Annotated in this window: 16 protein-coding genes; 5 read left to right on the top strand and 11 right to left on the bottom strand. The window is 71.0% G+C overall.

All coding sequences use genetic code 11. The features are described from left to right. The 8 genes from AC07PU_RS38900 to AC07PU_RS38865 all read right to left on the bottom strand — a co-directional run bounded on the left by AC07PU_RS38900 (position 1) and on the right by AC07PU_RS38865 (position 10133). Positions 1–945: a branched-chain amino acid ABC transporter permease gene (locus AC07PU_RS38900; protein ID WP_495323221.1), complete on the bottom strand. Its 945-nt coding sequence runs from the start codon at positions 943–945 to the stop codon at positions 1–3. Continuing rightward, a complete protein-coding gene (locus AC07PU_RS38895; protein WP_093350744.1) occupies positions 942–1814 on the bottom strand; it encodes a branched-chain amino acid ABC transporter permease in 873 nt (290 codons plus the stop codon). Before AC07PU_RS38895 ends, AC07PU_RS38900 begins: the two co-directional genes overlap by 4 nt. Further along, positions 1807–3009: an alpha-hydroxy acid oxidase gene (locus tag AC07PU_RS38890; RefSeq protein ID WP_495323220.1), complete on the bottom strand. Its 1203-nt coding sequence runs from the start codon at positions 3007–3009 to the stop codon at positions 1807–1809. The genes AC07PU_RS38895 and AC07PU_RS38890 overlap by 8 nt, the downstream gene beginning before the upstream one ends. 25 nt (positions 3010–3034) lie before the next feature. Continuing rightward, a complete protein-coding gene (locus AC07PU_RS38885; protein WP_495323218.1) occupies positions 3035–4207 on the bottom strand; it encodes an ABC transporter substrate-binding protein in 1173 nt (390 codons plus the stop codon). A gap of 48 nt (positions 4208–4255) precedes the next feature. Beyond that, positions 4256–5818, bottom strand: a complete 1563-nt coding sequence (locus AC07PU_RS38880; protein ID WP_495323217.1) for an indolepyruvate oxidoreductase subunit beta family protein — start codon at positions 5816–5818, stop codon at positions 4256–4258. Beyond that, positions 5815–7977: a thiamine pyrophosphate-dependent enzyme gene (locus AC07PU_RS38875; RefSeq protein WP_495323215.1), complete on the bottom strand. Its 2163-nt coding sequence runs from the start codon at positions 7975–7977 to the stop codon at positions 5815–5817. Before AC07PU_RS38875 ends, AC07PU_RS38880 begins: the two co-directional genes overlap by 4 nt. A 180-nt stretch (positions 7978–8157) precedes the next feature. Next, positions 8158–9060, bottom strand: a complete 903-nt coding sequence (gene ligD, locus AC07PU_RS38870) for a non-homologous end-joining DNA ligase (protein WP_495323213.1) — start codon at positions 9058–9060, stop codon at positions 8158–8160. An 86-nt stretch (positions 9061–9146) separates the two neighbouring features. Further along, positions 9147–10133 carry a succinylglutamate desuccinylase/aspartoacylase family protein gene (locus tag AC07PU_RS38865; protein ID WP_495323212.1) on the bottom strand — a complete coding sequence of 329 codons (987 nt, stop codon included), beginning with the start codon at positions 10131–10133 and terminating at the stop codon, positions 9147–9149. Between the two features lie 186 nt (positions 10134–10319). On the opposite strand from AC07PU_RS38865, the gene AC07PU_RS38860 reads away from it, so the two are divergent. Continuing rightward, positions 10320–10580: a hypothetical protein gene (locus AC07PU_RS38860; RefSeq protein ID WP_495323211.1), complete on the top strand. Its 261-nt coding sequence runs from the start codon at positions 10320–10322 to the stop codon at positions 10578–10580. Positions 10581–10599: 19 nt separating this feature from the next. On the opposite strand, the gene rpe is transcribed toward AC07PU_RS38860, so the two are convergent. The 3 genes from rpe to AC07PU_RS38845 are packed head-to-tail and all read right to left on the bottom strand — an operon-like array spanning position 10600 to position 12067. Then, on the bottom strand, positions 10600–11289 hold the full coding sequence (rpe, locus tag AC07PU_RS38855) for a ribulose-phosphate 3-epimerase (RefSeq protein ID WP_495323210.1): 690 nt from the start codon (positions 11287–11289) through the stop codon (positions 10600–10602). Between the two features lie 53 nt (positions 11290–11342). After that, a complete protein-coding gene (locus tag AC07PU_RS38850) occupies positions 11343–11777 on the bottom strand; it encodes a type II toxin-antitoxin system VapC family toxin (RefSeq protein ID WP_208511524.1) in 435 nt (144 codons plus the stop codon). Between the two features lie 14 nt (positions 11778–11791). Continuing rightward, positions 11792–12067 carry a type II toxin-antitoxin system Phd/YefM family antitoxin gene (locus AC07PU_RS38845; RefSeq protein WP_203204093.1) on the bottom strand — a complete coding sequence of 92 codons (276 nt, stop codon included), beginning with the start codon at positions 12065–12067 and terminating at the stop codon, positions 11792–11794. A gap of 99 nt (positions 12068–12166) precedes the next feature. Between AC07PU_RS38845 and apaG the strand changes: the two genes are divergently transcribed. The 4 genes from apaG to AC07PU_RS38825 all read left to right on the top strand — a co-directional run bounded on the left by apaG (position 12167) and on the right by AC07PU_RS38825 (position 17111). Further along, entirely contained in the window at positions 12167–12562 is a 396-nt protein-coding gene (apaG, locus tag AC07PU_RS38840; RefSeq protein WP_057593319.1) for a Co2+/Mg2+ efflux facilitator ApaG/CorD, read from the top strand. 81 nt (positions 12563–12643) lie between these two features. Further along, a complete protein-coding gene (tlpB, locus tag AC07PU_RS38835; RefSeq protein WP_495323209.1) occupies positions 12644–14620 on the top strand; it encodes a transporter-like protein TlpB in 1977 nt (658 codons plus the stop codon). Continuing rightward, positions 14617–15891 carry a cation:proton antiporter gene (locus tag AC07PU_RS38830; protein WP_296781697.1) on the top strand — a complete coding sequence of 425 codons (1275 nt, stop codon included), beginning with the start codon at positions 14617–14619 and terminating at the stop codon, positions 15889–15891. The genes tlpB and AC07PU_RS38830 overlap by 4 nt, the downstream gene beginning before the upstream one ends. Beyond that, positions 15888–17111, top strand: a complete 1224-nt coding sequence (locus tag AC07PU_RS38825; RefSeq protein ID WP_495323208.1) for a YbdK family carboxylate-amine ligase — start codon at positions 15888–15890, stop codon at positions 17109–17111. Before AC07PU_RS38830 ends, AC07PU_RS38825 begins: the two co-directional genes overlap by 4 nt. Position 17112 lies beyond the last annotated feature (1 nt).

The following is a 17112-nucleotide window of genomic DNA, read 5'->3' as shown; positions in this document are numbered from 1 at the left end:
TCAGCCCTTCCTGCGCAGCCGCAGCGCGAGCGTGGGCACCAGCCCCTTGGGCAGGAACATCATGGTGAGCATCAGCACCAGGCCGAAGAACACCATCTCGTAGCCGTGCAGGCCGCCCAGCAGTTGCGGCAGCGCGGTCAGCAGCGCGGCGCCGAGCAGCGCGCCGAAGGTCGAGGCCATGCCGCCGAGCACCACCATGGTCGCGAGCTCCACCGAATGCGTGAAGGCCGCCAGCGAGGGACTGATGAAGCCCAGGTAGTGCGCCGTGAGGCTGCCCGAGACCGCGGCGAACACGGCCGACACCACGAAGGCCCGCACCTTGAAGCGCGCCACGTCCACGCCCATCACGCGCGCCGCCACCTCGGAGCCGTTGAGCCCGCGCAGCGCGCGCCCGGCCGGCGATTCGTAGAGGTTGAGCGACAGCAGCACCGCGAGCCACAGCAGCACCGCCGCCAGCGCATACCAGTGCAGCACCTTGGCGAAGGCGAAGCCTGCCACCGCCAGCGGCGGCACCGGCATGCCGTCGGGGCCGCCGGTCCAGTCGACCTCGTTGATCAGCACGATGTTGACGATGACGCCCAGCCCGAGCGTGGCCATGGTCAGCGAATGGCCCTTGAGGCGCAGGATCGGCTTGGCGATCAGCCAGGCCACCAGCGCCGCGCCCACGGCCGCGGCGCCGATGGCCGGCAGCGCGGGCCAGCCGAAGCGCGCCGTCACGATGCCGCTGCCGTAGGCGCCGATGGCGACGAAGGCCGCGTGGCCGATGCTGATCTGGCCCGCGAAGCCCATCAGCAGGTTGAGCCCGATGGCGGCGATGGCCGCCAGCGCGATGCGCACCGCGACGTCGATCACGTAGTTGTTGGGCATGGCCAGCGGCAGCAGCGCCAGCACCAGGGCCAGCAGCAGCAGGGAGGGACGCAGCAGCGCCCGCGAGGACGCCTTCATACGCGCTCCGCTCCCTTGCTGCCGAACAGGCCGTGCGGCATGACCAGCAGGATGAACACGATCAGCACGAAGGGCACGGCGTCCTTGTAGGCCGAGGAGACGTAGCCTGCCATCAGCGCCTCGAGCAGGCCGACGATGAGGCCGCCCACCACCGCGCCGCCCGCGCTGCCGAGCCCGCCCAGCGTGGCCGCGACGAAGCCCTTCATGCCCAGCATCAGGCCGATGTCGTAGACCGTGGTGGTGATCGGCGCGGCCACCACGCCGGCCACGGCGCCCAGCAGCGCCGACAGGCCGAACGAGAGCTGCAGCACGCGCGAGGTCGGGATGCCGACCGCGCGCGCGGCCAGCGCATTGGCCGCGACCGCGAGCATGGCCTTGCCCACCATGGTGAAGCGGAAGAAGGCGAAGCACAGCGCCACCAGCAGCGCCGCCGTGCCCAGCACCCACAGGCTCTGCGGCAGCACGTAGGCGCCGAGGATCGACAGCGCCGCGTCGCCGCTGAAGGCCGGCAGGGTCTGCTGGTTCTTGCCGAGCACGATCTGCACCACGCCCTGGATGAAGATCGAGGCGCCGATGGTGATGATGATCAGCGACACCACGCTGGCCTCGCCCGCGGGCTTGATCGCCAGCCGGTACAGCAGCAGGCCCGCCACCACCGTGGCCAGCACGCCGCCGGCCACGGCCACGCCGTAGGGCAGGCTGGCACCGAGCAGCGCGGCCGTGATCATGGCGCCGAGCATGAGGAAGTCGCCCTGCGCGAAGTTGATGACGCCGCTGGCGTTGTAGATCAGCGAGAAGCCCAGCGCGGCCAGCGCGTAGATCGCGCCGGTGGTGAGTCCCGAGAAGACGAATTGCATGAAGTCAGCCATGGCGTGCTCCGGCGTGGGAAAGCCCGGCACTGCCGGGGAAGGGAAGGTTGGCGAGCAGGTGGTGGGGCGCGATCTCGTCCACGCGGTCGGCGCCCAGCAGCACCAGGGTGCGGGCGATGTCGTCGACCAGGCCGGCGAGCACGCCGCGCGCGCCCGCCTCGCCGTCGCAGGCCATGCCCCAGACCGCGGCGCGGCCGACGAAGGCCGCGGTGGCGCCGGCGGCCAGCGCCTTGACCACGTCGCTGCCGCGGCGGAAGCCGCCGTCGACGAACACCGGGATGCGCCCGGCCACGGCATCGACCATGCGCGGCAGCACCGAGATGGTCGAGGGCGCCGCGTCGAGCTGGCGCCCGCCGTGGTTCGACACCACGATGCCGTCGGCGCCGTGGCGCACGGCCAGCGCGGCATCGCCCGGATGCAGCAGGCCCTTGACCAGCAGCGGGCCGTCCCACAGCCGGCGCAGCCAGGCCAGGTGCTCCCAGGCCAGCGTGCGGTCCATGGTGCGCGACAGCAGCGCGGCCTGCAGCTGGGCCGAGGTGGCGCCGTCGTCGGCCTCGGCCAGGTTGACGAACGAGGGCGAGCGGCCCTGCATCGCCATCGCGAGCGACCAGCGCGGATGCAGCGCGAGGTCGAGCAGGGTCGAGGGCGTGAAGCGGAACGGCAGCCGAAAGCCGTTGCGCACGTCGCGCTCGCGATAGCCGCTCACCGCCGCGTCGACCGTCAGCACCAGCGCCGAATAGCCGGCGGCGCGCGCGCGGCGCACCAGCTGCTCGGCGATGGCGCGATCGCCCATCACGTAGAGCTGCATCCATTGCAGCGCCTCGGGGTCGCGCCGCAGCGCGGCCTCGCGCACCGCCTCGAGCCGGTCGTTCGACGGCGTCGACAGCACGTGCGGCACGCCGGTGGCGGCCGCCGCGCAGGCCAGCAGGGTGTCGCCATGCGGGCGCACCAGGCCCGAGAAGCCCACGGGCGCCACGCCCAGCGGCGCGGCCCAGCGCCGGCCGAACACCGTGATGCCGGGGTCGGCATGGCGGGTGTCGCGCAGCGCGGTCGGCACCAGGTGCAGCGCGGCCAGGTCGGCCTCGTTGCGCCGCAGGCAGTCCTCGGTCTCCGCGCCGCCGTCGACATAGTCGAAGACGAAGCGCGGCAGCCGCCGGCGGGCATGCCGGCGGTGATCGTTCGCATTGAGCTTCATGCGCTCTCCGGTGACGCGCGCGACCTCAGCGGACTTCCACGAACTTGCCGTCCTTGATCTCGACCATGCGGAACGCGGAGACGTCCAGGCCCATGTGGTCGGTGGCCGACATGCGGTAGATGCCGCTCACGCCGACGAAGTCCTTGGTCGCCTCGATGGCATCGCGCAGCTTCTGCTTGTCGGTGCCGCCGGCGCGCTGGATCGCGTCGATCAGCAGGTACAGCGCGTCGTGCGCGTAGCCGCCGAAGGTCGACACGTCCATCTTCGCGGTCGACTCGTAGTCCTTGGCATACGACACGCTGACCTTCTTCTGCGGATCGGCATCGGGCAGCGCCTGGGCGATCAGCAGCGCGGGCGAAGGCATGCGGATGCCCTCGGAGGACTTGCCCGCGATGCGGATGAACTCGGTCGAGGCCTGGCCGTGCGAGGTGTACAGCGGCTGCTTCATCGCGAGCTGCTGGTGGTTGCGCGCGATGATGGCCGGCGCCTGGCCGGTGCCGAACACGAACACGGCCTGCGCGCCCGAGGACTTGATGCGCGTGAGCTGCGGCGTGACGTCGGTGTCCTTCTCGCCGTAGGTCTGGTCCTCCACCACCTTCAGGCCCAGCGACTCGGCGAGCTTGAGCGTCTCGGTGCGGCCCGACTTGCCGAAGCCGCCGGTGTCCGACAGCAGCGCGAACTGCGTGAAGCCGCGCTTCTTCATCTCGCCGAGCACCTTCTCGGCCGCCATGCGGTCGGAGTGCGGCATCTTGAAGACATAGGGCTTGACCGGCTCGACGATGACCGAGGCGGCGGCCAGCGAGATCAGCGGCATCTTCGCGGCCTCGGCCTGCGGCACCATCGCCATGGTGGAGCCGGTGGTGGAGGCGCCGAGGATCGCGTCGACCTCGTCCTGCATGATGAGGCGGCGCGTGAAAGCATTGGCCTTGTTCGCGTCGCTGGCGTCGTCGTAGAGCACCAGCTCGAGCTTGCGGCCGAGCACGCCGCCGGCCGCGTTGATCTTGCGCACGTACATCTCGAGCGTCTTCTGCTGCGGATCGCCGAGGAAGGAGGCCGGGCCGGTGGCCGAGACCACGGCGCCGATCTTGATCGGTTCGGCCGCATGGACCTGCGCGGCCAGCGGCAGCAGCAGCGCGCCGGCCAGCAGCGCGTTGACGGCGCGGCGGCCGAGGAAGGTGGAAGTCTTGCTGTTTCTCATCGTCTTGTCTCCTGTCGTCGTTCTCTTTGGGGGAAGGGATGCGGACCCTCAGCGCGCCGGCTTTCGCCGCACGATGTGGATGGGGTGGACACGCGGCGCGGGCGGCGGCAGGCCCAGCGCGCGCGCCAGGGTGCGGCCCTCGGGGTCGGCCAGCGCGGCTTCGCGCGCGGCGCGCACGCGCTCGGCCGCCTGCGCGAGCGCGGCGGCATCGCCGGGGGGCGCGGCGAACTGGGCCTGCATGTCGTCGAGCACCGCGCCGAGGTTGCGGTGGCCGCGCTCGCTGGTCTCGCCGTAGCCCTTGACCAGGTTGCCGCACAGCGCGATCTCGTAGGCCAGCCGCGGGCTCAGCGCGAGCGCGGCGCGCACGGTGTCGAGCCAGCGCTCGATCATGGCCTGCTCGATCGCATAGCGCGCGCCCGTGCGGCGCAGCACGCGCAGCGAGCGCAGGCCGCACAGCAGCGCGAAGCCCAGCACGGTGTCGGTGCGCATGTGCAGGCCCACGTTGAGCCGGTGCGCCTTGTGGGCCAGGCGCCGGCGCAGCCAGGCCGAGGCGCGCGGCGGCAGCAGCGAACAGACCTCGTCGAGGCCGGGCTTCAGGTATTCGGTCAGGCGCAGCGGCTCGCCCTGGCGCGCGCCCACTTCCTCGCGCACGCGTTGCAGCCGCTCGCCGCGGGTCTTGAGGTCGGCCACGCGGATCACGTCCTCGTAGCTCATCCACAGCGCGAGATAACGCGCGGTCTCGCGCGTCACGGGCAGCTCGCCGCCGAAGGGCCGCTCGAGCGCGAGCACCGCGTCGACGCGCTGCAGGTAGAGCGTGCCGTAGCGCGCGTCCTGGTAGTCGAGCACCTGCTGCAGGCCGTGGCCCAGCAGTTCGTGCAGTCGCTCGGGCATGGCGGCGATGCGCGGGTCGACGGGCGCGCGCGGCGGCGCTGCAGCGGCACTGGCGGCGGCTTCCGGCGCAGGACGAGTCACCTGCTCGAAGCCCGCCGCGAAACCCTTGAGGCTGGCCTCCACCGCCTTGCCCGAGGCGCGGATCGCCTGCTCGCAGGCCTCGCGCGAGAACGGCAGCGCGCCGCTGCCGGCCATGGCGCCGAACATCACGGTGTTGATCACCGTGCCGTGGCGCCAGGCCAGCGCGCGCATGTCGAACAGATGGCTGTGCCGCGCGAGCTCGCGCGCGGCCTCGCTCACGCGCCGGCCGTCGTAGCGGCCGTCGCCCATGGCGGACTTCTCGGCCACCGCGAACTCGCGGTGCGTCGAGGCCACGAGCGTGGTGCGCCGCGGATGCACGAAGCCGCCCTGCAGCACGCGCCCCGCCTCCATCAGCTCGGAGGCGGCGACGATGTCGACGTCGCCCGGGCTCGGCGTGAGCGAGAACACCGGGCGCGCGCCGCCGAGCCGCGCGGCCTCGACCGGGTAGATCTCGATGTAGTAGTTGGTGGCGCCGGTGCGCTGCGCCACGCCGGGCACCGAGGTGCTCTGCACCGGGAAGCCCTGGGCCGTGGCCGCGGCGATCAGCCAGTCGGCCAGCACGCCGCCGCCCTCGCCGCCCATGGCGGCGACCAGCACGGTCACGATGCGCGGTGCGTCTTCGAAGGCGTCGTGGTTCATGCCGCCAGTGCCTCCGCGCGGTCGCGCGCCTTGCCGGCCATGAGGCCGATGACGCCGCTGCGCAGCCGGTGCAGCAGGCGCTCCCAGGTGCCGGCGTTCTGCACGATCTCGGCCTTGTAGAACGAAGGGCAGAGGATCGCGGCATGCGCGTTCTCGCCGCACAGGCCGCAGCCCACGCAGCCCTGGTTGACGGTGGCCACGGGGTCGGTGCGCAGCGCGCTCGGGTTGGGCTTGATGGTCAGCGAGGGGCAGCCCGACAGCCGGATGCACGAGTGGTCGCCGGTGCAGACGTCGTCGTCGATGCCGAAGCGCGTGCGCACCACGCGCTCGCCGCGCTTGAGCTTCGCGGCCGTGACGGGCTTGATGCGGCGCTGGCGCTCGAGCTGGCATTCGCCGTCGGCGATGATGACCTTGAGGCCGCCCTCCTCGGTGGTCATCGCCTCCTGCAGCGTGTCGCGCATCTCGGCCACGCTGTAGCTGCGCACCTTGCGCACCCAGCCCACGCCCACGCCCTTGAGCGCGGCCTCGATGTCCAAGGTCAGCGGCCTGGCCGCGGGCTGCGTGGGCGAGGAGGGAATGGCCTGCGTGCCGGTGGCCGAGGTGTAGCCGTTCTTCAAGATCACGAGCACCGAGTCCTGGCCGTTGTAGACCGCGTTGACCACGCCGCTGGTGAAGCCGTTGTGCCAGAAGCCGCCGTCGCCCATGATGCTGACGACCCGGTTGCCCATCAGCGGCGCGATGCCCGAGGAGCTCGCGAGGCCCAGGCCGTAGCCGAGCACCGTGCTGCCGGTGTTGAACGGCGGCAGGGTGCCGAAGGTGTGGCAGCCGATGTCGGCGCTGACGTGCACGCTGCCGAGTTCCTTCTGCATCAGCTTGATGGCCGCGAACACCGGGCGCTCGGGACAGCCGATGCAAAAGCCCGGCGGCCGGCTCGGCACCGGCACGCCCAGCGCCTCGACCGCGCGCGGCTTGAGCGCGGCCAGCGGCGCGGCGCTGTCGGCGACTTGCACGGCGCCCTGGTCGCCCAGTGCTTCGGGCCGCGCCTGGCGGATGAACTCGGCCAGGCCGCGCACCAGCACCTCGCCGGTGTATTCGCCGGCCATCGGGAAGATGTCCTTGCCGTGCAGCCGCGTGTCGCAGCCGGCCTTGCGCAGCATCGCGTGCAGCGCGTCTTCCATGTAGTTGGGCTGGCCCTCTTCCACCATCAGCACCGCGCGCTTGCCGCGGCAGAAATCGATGAGCTCGTCGGGCACCATCGGGTAGACCACGTTGAGCACCTGCAGCGGAATGCGGCTGTTGCCGAAGGCATCGGCCAGGCCCAGCTGCTGCAGCGCGCGCAGGGTGCCGTTGTAGAGGCCGCCCGGCAGCACCAGGCCGACGTCGGCACAGTCGCCGTCGAAACGCTCGTTGAGCCGTGCGTCGCGGATGTAGGCCAGCGCGGCCGGCCAACGCGACTCGATCTTCATGCGCTCCTGCGCGTAGATCGAGGGCGGCAGGTTGATGTTGGCGAAGTCGAAGCGCGGCTGCGAAATGGCCTCGCGCGTGGAGATGGCCGGCGCGCGGTTGTCCTTGCAGACGAAGCTGCCGTGCACGTGACAGGCGCGGATGCGCAGCTGCAGCATGACGGGCGTCTGGCTCGCCTCGGACAGCTCGAAGCCGTGCTCCACCGCCTCGACGATCGAGCCCAGGTTGGGCCGCGGATCGAGCAGCCACATCTGCGACTTCATCGCGAAGGCGTGGGTGCGCTCCTGGATGATGCTCGAGCCCTCGCCGTAGTCCTCGCCGAGGATCACCAGCGCGCCGCCCTGCACGCCGGCCGAGGCGAGGTTGGACAGCGCATCGGACGCGACGTTGGTGCCCACCGTGGACTTCCACGTGACGGCGCCGCGCACCGGGTAGTTGATGGAGGCGCCGAGCATCGCGGCCGCGCCGGCCTCGGAGGCGCTGTTCTCGAAGTAGATGCCGAGCTCGTCGAGCAGCTCGCGCGCATCGCCGAGCACGTCGATCAGGTGCGAGACCGGCGCGCCCTGGTAGCCGCCGATGTAGCTCACGCCCGATTGCAGCAGGGCCTTGGTGACGGCCAGGATGCCCTCGCCGTGGAATTCCTCGTTCGCGCCCAGCGAGAGGCGCTTGACTTCTTCGGCGAAGGATCGCTCCATGGTGTTCTTTGTCTCCGGCCGGCGCCGCGGGAAGCGCCGCATTTCATCGTGGGTGGCTCGTGGACGGGGACTTTAGGAGTACCTGTTCATTTGCCCAATCGATGGAATCGGAGTTACACATCGATGAATTCGATGTGACGTCGCGCGATCGGAATCGGCCGCCCGCGCGAGCGGCAGCGCTCAGTTCACCAGGTAGCCGAGCCTGCGCATCGCGTCGCCAAGCCCCTTGCGGCTGCGCTCCATCGCGGCCCAGGGCGCATTGCCGATCTCGAGCCGCTCGGCGATGGTCGCCACGGTCCAGTGGTCGGAGCTGTCGACCTCGAACAGTTCGTCCCAGTCCAGCGGCACCGACACGCCCAGGCCCGGCCGCGCGCGCGCCGACCAGGCGCTGATGGTGGTGGCGCCGAAGCCGTTGCGCAGGTAGTCGGCGAAGATCTTGCCGACGCGGTTGCGCGGCCCGCTCTTGGCGACGATGCGCTCGGGCACGCTGCGCGCGAGCTGCTGCACGATCGCTTGCGAGAAGCCCTTGACCTCGTCCCAGCCGTGCGCGCGCCGGATCGGCACCACCACGTGCAGGCCCTTGCCGCCGCTGGTCTTGAGGAAGGACGGCAGCCCGAGCTCGTCGAGCAGGGTGCGCACCAGCAGCGCGGCCTCCTGCATGCGCGGCCACTCGACGCCCTCGCCGGGGTCGAGGTCGAAGGTCATGCGGTCGGGCTGGGCGAAGGCGCGCGACAGCGCGTTCCAGGTATGGAACTCCACCACGTTGAACTGCGCCGCGCCGAGCAGGCCCTCGGCCACGTCGATCTGCAGCAGCGGCTCGTGGCCGGGATCGAGCGCCGGGTCGAGCAGGCCAACGCCGGCCATCTCGCCGTGCTGCGCATGCTTCTGGAAGAACAGCTCGCCCGCGATGCCGTCGGGCGCGCGCACCAGCGCCACCGGCCGGCCGCGCAGGTGCTGCAGCATCAGCGGTGCGACGCGCGCGTAGTAGGCGGCGAGCTCGCCCTTGGTGATGCCGCTCTTCGCGTCGATGAGGCGGTCGGCATGGGTGATGCGCGGCGTGGATTGCTTGCGGTCGGCGGCCATGGTTCGTTTCCTTGGTCCGCCATGGTCACCGGCGCCCGCGGCGACGGATGTAGGAACGCGACGGCGCGCCGTGTATTCCCTGGCGCTCAGGCCGTGCCGTCGAGCCGCCGTTCGCTGGGCCGCGCGAAGTAGAACCACTCGGTGTCCGGCAGCGCGAGCGCGTTGGGGAACACGATGCAGCCGTCGTCGGGCGCGGCCACGGGCGTGCCGTCGTGCCGCGTGCCGATGAGCTCGCCGCGGCGCACCGGATCGAAGGTGGCCCAGTCGCGCGCGAAGCGGTCGTCGGCATGCAGCCGGTCGGTCACGCTGGCCAGGCGCAGCAGGCGTGGCGGCACGTCGGGCCCGGCCGACAGGCCCGGCGGCAGCGCCGCCATGCCCAGCAGCGCCAGCGTGCGGCGGATCGCGCGCCAGGCCACCTCGGGCGCCTGCGGATCCTGGTGCTGGCCGCATTCGAGCGTGACGCCGTAGCCGCCGCAGCTGCGGATGTATTCGTTGGTGCCGCGGCCGAAGTCGATGGCGGCCTCGTCGACCGCGGCGCCGCGCTGCGCGAGGCCCGCGGCATAGATGTCGAGCCAGCCCTCGACCACGATCGGCGTGCCCAGGTGCAGCGCAAGCCGGCCTTCCTCGGCGGCGCGCGCGAAGGGCTCGAGCGTGCCGGTGTTGTCGCGCGGGCCGATCATCGCGAAGGCCTCGCCCGCGCTCTGGAACGAATGCAGGTCGAGCAGCACCTCGTGGCGCGCGATCACGGGCGCCAGCACGTTGGTCACGCGGGCCTCATAGTCGGCCGGCTCGGCCGCGGGCTTGAACAGCCGGTTGAGGTTGCGCTCGCCCTCGCGCTGCAGGCGCCGGCGCGCCAGTGGATTGGCCACCGGCACCAGCGTGAGCTCGCCGCGCAGCAGCGCGAGTTCGCCCGCCGCGAACTCGGCCAGCACCCGCTCGATGCCGGCGGTGCCGCTGGTCTCGTCGCCATGCACGCCGCCCATCACGAGCAGCCGGGGGCCGGGGTTCAGGGAGGCGAAGGCGTGGAGGCGGATGCTGTCGTGCGCGACGGCGTCGAAGGGAGAGGAAGCCATGCGGGGATTATGAGGAGGCGTCTTGACAGGTGCAAAGATGCTTCGCTTTTCATAGCACCGATCCTCGCGGCCACGAGGCCACGCCCGCGATCGACACGCAGCCTACAGCCGTGCCCTGGGCTGTCCTACCGGCCCTGCGAGGGCCGCCGCGCAAGCTGGTGCCCACCAACGACCGAAGGAGGCCCCATGGCCAAGGACAGCACCACGACCCGCAAGCCCGCCGATCCGCAGAAGGACGCGGGCGGCGGCAAGACCAAGATCGAACAGGGCGGCGAGTCGTCGCCGCGGCTGCCGCACGAACGCGACCAGTCCTCGGACAGCCAGCAGACCCGCGACGGCAAGCCGACCGAGCGCGGCCGCCGCGCGCATGACGACGTGGAACGCGGCCTGGTCGACACCGACCAGGGGCTGCGCGCCGACAAGGTCGGCGAGCAGGCCAAGCGCTGATTCGAAGGCCTGCTGCCGCTCAGGCGGCGGCCGCGCCCGCGAGCTGCGTGCGCATCTGCGCGATCACGGCGCCGTAGTCCTTGGCGTTGAAGATCGCGCTGCCGGCCACGAAGGTGTCGGCGCCGGCCGAGGCCACGCGCGCGATGTTGTCGGCCTTGATGCCGCCGTCGACCTCGAGGCGGATGTCGCGCCCGCTCTGCTCGATGCGCTTGCGCGCCTGCTCGATCTTGCGCAGCGCCGAGTCGATGAAGCTCTGGCCGCCGAAGCCGGGGTTGACGCTCATGATCAGGATCAGGTCGATGTCGTCGATCACCCAGTCGAGCACCTCGAGCCCGCGCGCCGGATTGAACACCAGCCCCGGCTTGCAGCCGGCCGCGCGGATCGCCTGGATGCTGCGGTGCACGTGCGGCGTGGCGTCGGGATGGAAGCTGATGTAGTCGGCCCCGGCCTGCGCGAACGAGGCCGCGAGGGCGTCGACCGGCTGCACCATCAGGTGCACGTCGATCGGCACCGGCGTGCCGTCCGCCGTCTTGGCATGCGGCTTGAGCGCCTGGCAGATCATCGGACCGAAGGTCAGGTTCGGCACGTAGTGGTTGTCCATCACGTCGAAATGGATCCAGTCCGCGCCCGCGGCGATCACGTCCGAGAGCTCTTGGCCGAGCTGGGCGAAGTCGGCGGAAAGGATGGAAGGGGCGATGCGGAAGGTCATGGGCGGCGATTGTCGCAGCCGGCCAAAGGCGCAGCGAAGCTCCCGGACTTCTTCTATGCCTGCCAGGGATCGACCAGCGCCACGCCGGTGCCGGCATAGCCGCCCGCGTCGCGCGAGACCACCGCGAGGCCGTGCTGCGCGGCAGTGGCGGCGATGATCAGGTCGGGCTGCGAGAAGGTGCGCCCGGCCTTGCGGCCCTGCTCGACCATCAGCCGCCACTTGAACATCACGTCCTCGCTGACCGGCAGCACGCGGTAGCCGAACATCGGCCGCAGTTGCAGCTGCAGCCAGTCGTTGAGCTGGGCGCGCTTGTGGATGTCGGCCACCAGCTCGATGCCGAAGCGGATCTCCGCGAAGGTGACGGTGCTGACGAACAGGCTTTCGAGCGGCTGCGCGCCGACGAAGGCGACGACCCGGGGCTCGGGACGCGGGCGCCGCAGCTCGGACAGCACGTTGGTGTCGAGCAGGAAGCCGCTCATCGCGCTCATGGCGCTCACGGCATTCACAGCTCGACGCTGCGCACCGGCGAGGCTTCGGACGCGCCGACCGACAACTCGATGTCCCGATGCGGCGAGGCCTGCAGCACGTCGACCAGCGCCTGGCCCGTGCGCGCGCCCTGCAGGCGCTGGAAATCCTCGGCCGCGATCACCACGACCTCGTCGCGCCCGTGGACCGTGACGTGCTGCGGCCCCTCGCTGTGGACGCGGCGCACCAGTTCGCTGAAACGCGCCTTGGCGTCCTGCAGCGGCCAATGGCCTGGAAGTGAAATTCTGGTCATACCGACCAGAATATCCCTTCATCGCCATTTCCGCAAGAAAGCCGGCCCGACACCGGGAAGCTCTCCCCGCGCCAAAACCCAGCAGTTACCATCGCGCGCATGTCACACAGCCCCCTTTCGATCGAGGTCGAGCCGCGCTACCTCGCCGACCAGTCCTCGCCGAAGGAAGGCATCTACACCTTCGCCTACACCATCACGATCACCAACACCGGCTCGACCGGTGCCCAGGTGATCGCGCGGCACTGGCTGATCAACGACGCCTCGGGGCATGCGCAGGAGGTCAAGGGCCTGGGCGTGATCGGCCAGCAGCCGCTGCTGGCGCCGGGCGAGAGCTTCCGCTACACCAGCGGCTGCCGGCTGCAGGCCGCCAGCGGCACCATGCACGGCAGCTACCTCGTGGTGACCGAGGACGGCGAGCGCTTCGACGTGCCGATCCCGATGTTCGTGCTCGAGGCCGACATCGGCGGCGCGCCGGTCTCGCGCGTGCTGCACTAGCCTTTCCCGCTCGGGCACCCGCACGGAATTTCTCCCGCTGCGGCATCGCCCTCCTCTTCTCCCTTTCGATTCCCTCCTCCCATGGCTGCCGCTTCGCGCGACCTGCAGGGGCTGCTCGCCGGCCTCGATCCTTCCGCCGACGTGGCTCGGCGCCACATCTGGCTCATCGACCTGTTCGACTGGCTGCGCGGCGACCGTGCCTCGCCGCAGGCGGCCATGGGCCGCGTGCAGCTGCTGCTCGACGCCATCGAGGCGCGACCCGAGCTGCGCGAGCGCGTGCGCGCCTGGTGGCGTGCCTTCACGCGCGACGTCGACCTGTCGACGCTCTTGGCCGACTACGGCTTCGCGCCGCGCACCGCCTTCCTCAGCGAATTCAACGAGCGGCTGCGCCGCAAGATCCTGCCGGGCACGCCCGAGACCACCGATGCCTCGGAGCTGTTCCGCATGGTGCTGCCGGGCAACTTCGATGCACGCTGGATCGCGCTGCTGGAAGCGCCGCAGCTGGTGCGCATCGGCGCGCTGCTGGCCGATGAAACGGCCGACGACGGCGCCACCGTGCCGCGCTGGCGCGCCACGCTGATGGATGCCATCACCTACTGCGCGAGCCAGCTGGTGGCGGCGGGCTTCTCGTCCGAACTGCGGCTGCGCATGCGCAGCACCGAGGAGAGCCGGCCCTTCCATGCGCTGATGGCCGAGCTCGACGAACTGCGCGAGCGCCTGTTCGAGGACCGCCCGCGCGACGAGGCCGCGGTGCAGGCGGCCTTCGTCGCGTTCCGCGACCGGCTCGATGCCTGCCGTGCGAGCGCCGCCTCGGTCTATGCGCACCTGGAAGACAACGGCATCTCGGTCGGCCTGGTGTTCCGCGTGCGCCAGATGCGCGAACGGGTGCTGCGCATCCGCGAGCTGCTCGACGGGCTGATGTCGCCCACGCCCGCGGTCAGCATCGCGCGGCTGGTCGGCCGGCTGGTGCAGGCCGGCAGCGAGCGCAACAGCATCCGCGCGCTGATCGCCTCGAACTCGTCGATGCTCGCGGCCAAGGTCACCGAGCGCAGCGCCGAGACCGGCGAGCACTACATCACGCGCGACCGCGCGAGCTACCGGCAGATGGTGCGCAAGGCCGCGGGCGGCGGCGCGCTGACCTCGCTCACGGTGCTCGCGAAGTTCGGCATCTACGCGCTGGGCCTGTCGGCCTTCTGGAGCGGCCTGGGCTCGGGCGTGATGTACGCCGCCAGCTTCGTCGCGATCCAGCTGCTGCACCTCACGCTCGCCACCAAGCAGCCGGCCATGACGGCGCCGGCGCTGGCCGCGCGGCTGCGCGAGATCCGCGCCGACAGCGGCCTCGACGAATTCGTCGACGAGGTCGCCAACCTGGTGCGCTCGCAGGTGGCGGCGGTGCTGGGCAACGTGCTGGTGGTGGTGCCGGCGGTGGCCGCGCTCGCCATCGCCTGGCGGCTCGCGCTGCACCAGCCGCTGCTCGATGCCGCGCATGCGGCCGCCGTGCTGCAGTCGCTGTCGCTCGCGGGCCCCACGGCGCTGTTCGCGGCCTTCACCGGCGTGCTGCTGTTCGCCTCCAGCCTGCTCGCGGGCTGGGCAGAAAACGCCTTTGTCCTGCATCGGCTGGACTCCGCCATGCGGTACAACCCCCGCATCGGCGCCGTCCTGGGCGCCGCCCGGGCCCGTCGATGGGCCGACTTCATGCGCACCCACATCTCCGGTTTCGCCGCCAACATTTCGCTGGGCCTGATGCTCGGACTGCTGCCAGCGGTCGCGGGCTTCTTCGGGCTCGGCCTCGACGTGCGGCACGTGACGCTGTCGGCCGGCCAGATCGGCGCGGCCGTGGTGTCGCTCGGCCTGCCGGTGCTGCAGCAGCCGCTGCTGTGGTGGGCGGTGGCGGCGATCCCGGTGATCGGTGCGCTCAATGTGAGCGTGAGCTTCTATTTCGCATTCCGGCTGGCGCTGCGCGCGCACAGCGTGAGCCTCGCCGATCGCGCCCGCATCCGCGGCGCGCTGCGGGCGCGCTGGCGCAGCCGGCCCATGAGCTTCTTCCTACCCGCATGAATCTGACGAGTCTCACCGCCGACCTGATGGGCTTCTGGTCCGAATGGGCCCGCCCGTCGGCCGGCCTTCCCACCGTGCTGTGGTCGCTGCTGCTGGCCGCGGCCGCGGCCTCCGGCCACCTGGTGCGCCGCTACATGGGCATGCCCAAGGTGGTCGGCTATTCGATCGTCGGCACGATCGTCGGCTTCGCCGGCTTCGAGGGCGCGATCTGGCCGCTGCGCGGCATCAGCCTGTTCCTGCTCGAGCTCGGCGTGGCCGTGGTGCTGTTCGAGGCCGGCGGCCGGCTGCCGCTGCGCTGGTTCCGCCACAACCCGATGGTGCTGGTGCAGAGCCTGCTCGAAGCCACGCTGACCTACTTCGGCGTGTTCTGGGTGCTGCGCCTGCTGGGCCTGCCCGACCCGGTGGCCAACCCGCTCGCGCTGATGGCGATCGTCGCCTCGCCCGCGGTGCTGAGCCGCGTGATCATCGACACCCGCGCCGCCGGCCCGGTGACCGAGCGCGCGATGACGCTGGCCACGCTCAACACCTTCTACGCGCTCGCGCTCGGCTATGCGCAGGCCGGCCTGATCGAGCGCGCGCCGCAGACCGTGCTGCAGAAGCTCTACCCGATCGCGGTGGTGCTGGGCCTGTCCTTCGTGGTCGGCGCGCTGATGGCGCTGGCGCTGCGCACCGCGCTGCGCGTGATGAGCCCGACCAGCGAGAACACCTCGCTGCTGCTGCTGGCGCTGATCGCGGCCGGCGCCGCCGTCACCGCGCACATCGGCGGCTCCGCGCCGCTGGCCGCGTTGATCGGCGGCGTGCTGCTCAAGACGCTGAATCCCAAGCCCTGGGCCTGGCAGCGCCAGCTCGGCACCGCGTCCTCGCTGCTCACCATGCTGATGTTCGTGCTGGTGTCGATCGTCGCGGCGCAGGCCGACTGGACGCTGCCCGTGGCCAGCGTGGTGCTGGCGCTGATCGCCGTGCGCATGGTGGCCAAGATCGCTGGCGTGGCGATCGCCAACCCCGGCAGCGGCGCGAGCTGGAAGCAGGCCTTCTGGGTCGGCTGCGCGATGTCGCCGCTGTCCTCGATCGCGCTCCTGATCGCCTCCAATTTCGCCACCGCCTCGCCGCTGCTCGGCACCATGATCACCCAGGTCGCGCTGCCCTCGATCCTGCTGATGGAGCTGCTGGGCGCGGTGCTCGCCACGGTCGCGATCCATGCGGTCGGCGAGAGCTCGGTGCGCTGGGCGCCCGAGGCCTTCAGCAGCACCGCCGAGGACACGCAGCGATGAGCAGCAGCAACACGACCACTCCCCCGAGCCCCGCGATCGACCCGGACAGCGACGACGTGCGCTCGGCACCGCTGCCGGCCGATCCCGCGAGCCGCGCCGTCAAGCTCGAGCCCTTCAACAAGTCGGAAGCGCTGTCGCTCGGCGTCGAGCTCGAGCTGCAGCTCGTGAACACGCACGACTACGACCTCGCGCCGTATGCGGAAGACATGCTGCGGCTGATGGCGCAGACCCCGCTGCCCGGCAGCGTGGTGCCCGAGATGACCTCGAGCATGATCGAGATCTCGACCGGCATCTGCCATTCGGCGCAGGACGTGATCGCGCAGCTCACGCCGATCCGCGACGCGCTGATCAAGAACGCCGACAAGCTCAACATCGCGGTGGTGGGCGGCGGCACGCATGCGTTCCAGCAATGGCACGAGCGGCGCATCTACGACAAGCCGCGCTTTCGCGAGCTGTCGGAGCTCTACGGCTACCTGAGCAAGCAGTTCACCATCTTCGGCCAGCACGTGCACATCGGCTGCCCCGATGCCGACTCGGCGCTGCTGATGCTGCACCGCATGTCGCGCTACATCCCGCACTTCATCGCGTTGTCGGCCTCCTCGCCCTTCGTGCAGGGGCAGGACACGCAGTTCGACTCCGCGCGGCTGAACTCGGTGTTCGCCTTCCCGCTGTCGGGCCGCGCGCCCTTCACCACGAGCTGGAAGGAATTCGAGGCCTACTTCGAGCGCATGACCCGCACCGGCGTCGTGCGCAGCATGAAGGACTTCTACTGGGACATCCGGCCCAAGCCCGAGTTCGGCACCATCGAGATCCGCGTCTTCGACACCCCGCTGACCGTGGCGCGCGCCGCCGCGCTCGCAGGCTACGTGCAGTCGCTGGCCGCCTGGTTCCTGCAGGAGCAGCCCTTCGAGCCCAGCGAGGACGACTACCTGGTCTACACCTACAACCGCTTCCAGGCCTGCCGCTTCGGCCTCGACGCGGTCTACGTCGACCCGGCCAGCGGCCAGCACATGCCGCTGCGCGACCACATCCTGATGACCATGACCCAGCTCGAATGGCACAGCGAGGCGCTCAACGCCACGCAGGCGCTGGGCGAACTGCGCACCAGCGTCGAGACCAACCGCAACGACGCGCGCTGGCTGCGCGAGCGGCAGGGGCGCGAGCGGCTGCTGGCCGAGGTGGTGCGGCAGGCGTCGCTGCGCTTTCGCGGGGCGACGTAGC

This window comes from Variovorax sp. GW821-FHT10D07, assembly GCF_059415325.1.
This window is presented reverse-complemented; position numbering and strand designations above follow the sequence as displayed.

Coding starts and splice junctions, on each gene's coding strand:
- AC07PU_RS38900 (WP_495323221.1), bottom strand. CDS start 945: ATGAAGGCGTCCTCGCGGGCGCTGCTGCGTCCCTCCCTGCTGCTGCTG.
- AC07PU_RS38895 (WP_093350744.1), bottom strand. CDS start 1,814: ATGGCTGACTTCATGCAATTCGTCTTCTCGGGACTCACCACCGGCGCG.
- AC07PU_RS38890 (WP_495323220.1), bottom strand. CDS start 3,009: ATGAAGCTCAATGCGAACGATCACCGCCGGCATGCCCGCCGGCGGCTG.
- AC07PU_RS38885 (WP_495323218.1), bottom strand. CDS start 4,207: ATGAGAAACAGCAAGACTTCCACCTTCCTCGGCCGCCGCGCCGTCAAC.
- AC07PU_RS38880 (WP_495323217.1), bottom strand. CDS start 5,818: ATGAACCACGACGCCTTCGAAGACGCACCGCGCATCGTGACCGTGCTG.
- AC07PU_RS38875 (WP_495323215.1), bottom strand. CDS start 7,977: ATGGAGCGATCCTTCGCCGAAGAAGTCAAGCGCCTCTCGCTGGGCGCG.
- ligD (WP_495323213.1), bottom strand. CDS start 9,060: ATGGCCGCCGACCGCAAGCAATCCACGCCGCGCATCACCCATGCCGAC.
- AC07PU_RS38865 (WP_495323212.1), bottom strand. CDS start 10,133: ATGGCTTCCTCTCCCTTCGACGCCGTCGCGCACGACAGCATCCGCCTC.
- AC07PU_RS38860 (WP_495323211.1), top strand. CDS start 10,320: ATGGCCAAGGACAGCACCACGACCCGCAAGCCCGCCGATCCGCAGAAG.
- rpe (WP_495323210.1), bottom strand. CDS start 11,289: ATGACCTTCCGCATCGCCCCTTCCATCCTTTCCGCCGACTTCGCCCAG.
- AC07PU_RS38850 (WP_208511524.1), bottom strand. CDS start 11,777: ATGAGCGCGATGAGCGGCTTCCTGCTCGACACCAACGTGCTGTCCGAG.
- AC07PU_RS38845 (WP_203204093.1), bottom strand. CDS start 12,067: ATGACCAGAATTTCACTTCCAGGCCATTGGCCGCTGCAGGACGCCAAG.
- apaG (WP_057593319.1), top strand. CDS start 12,167: ATGTCACACAGCCCCCTTTCGATCGAGGTCGAGCCGCGCTACCTCGCC.
- tlpB (WP_495323209.1), top strand. CDS start 12,644: ATGGCTGCCGCTTCGCGCGACCTGCAGGGGCTGCTCGCCGGCCTCGAT.
- AC07PU_RS38830 (WP_296781697.1), top strand. CDS start 14,617: ATGAATCTGACGAGTCTCACCGCCGACCTGATGGGCTTCTGGTCCGAA.
- AC07PU_RS38825 (WP_495323208.1), top strand. CDS start 15,888: ATGAGCAGCAGCAACACGACCACTCCCCCGAGCCCCGCGATCGACCCG.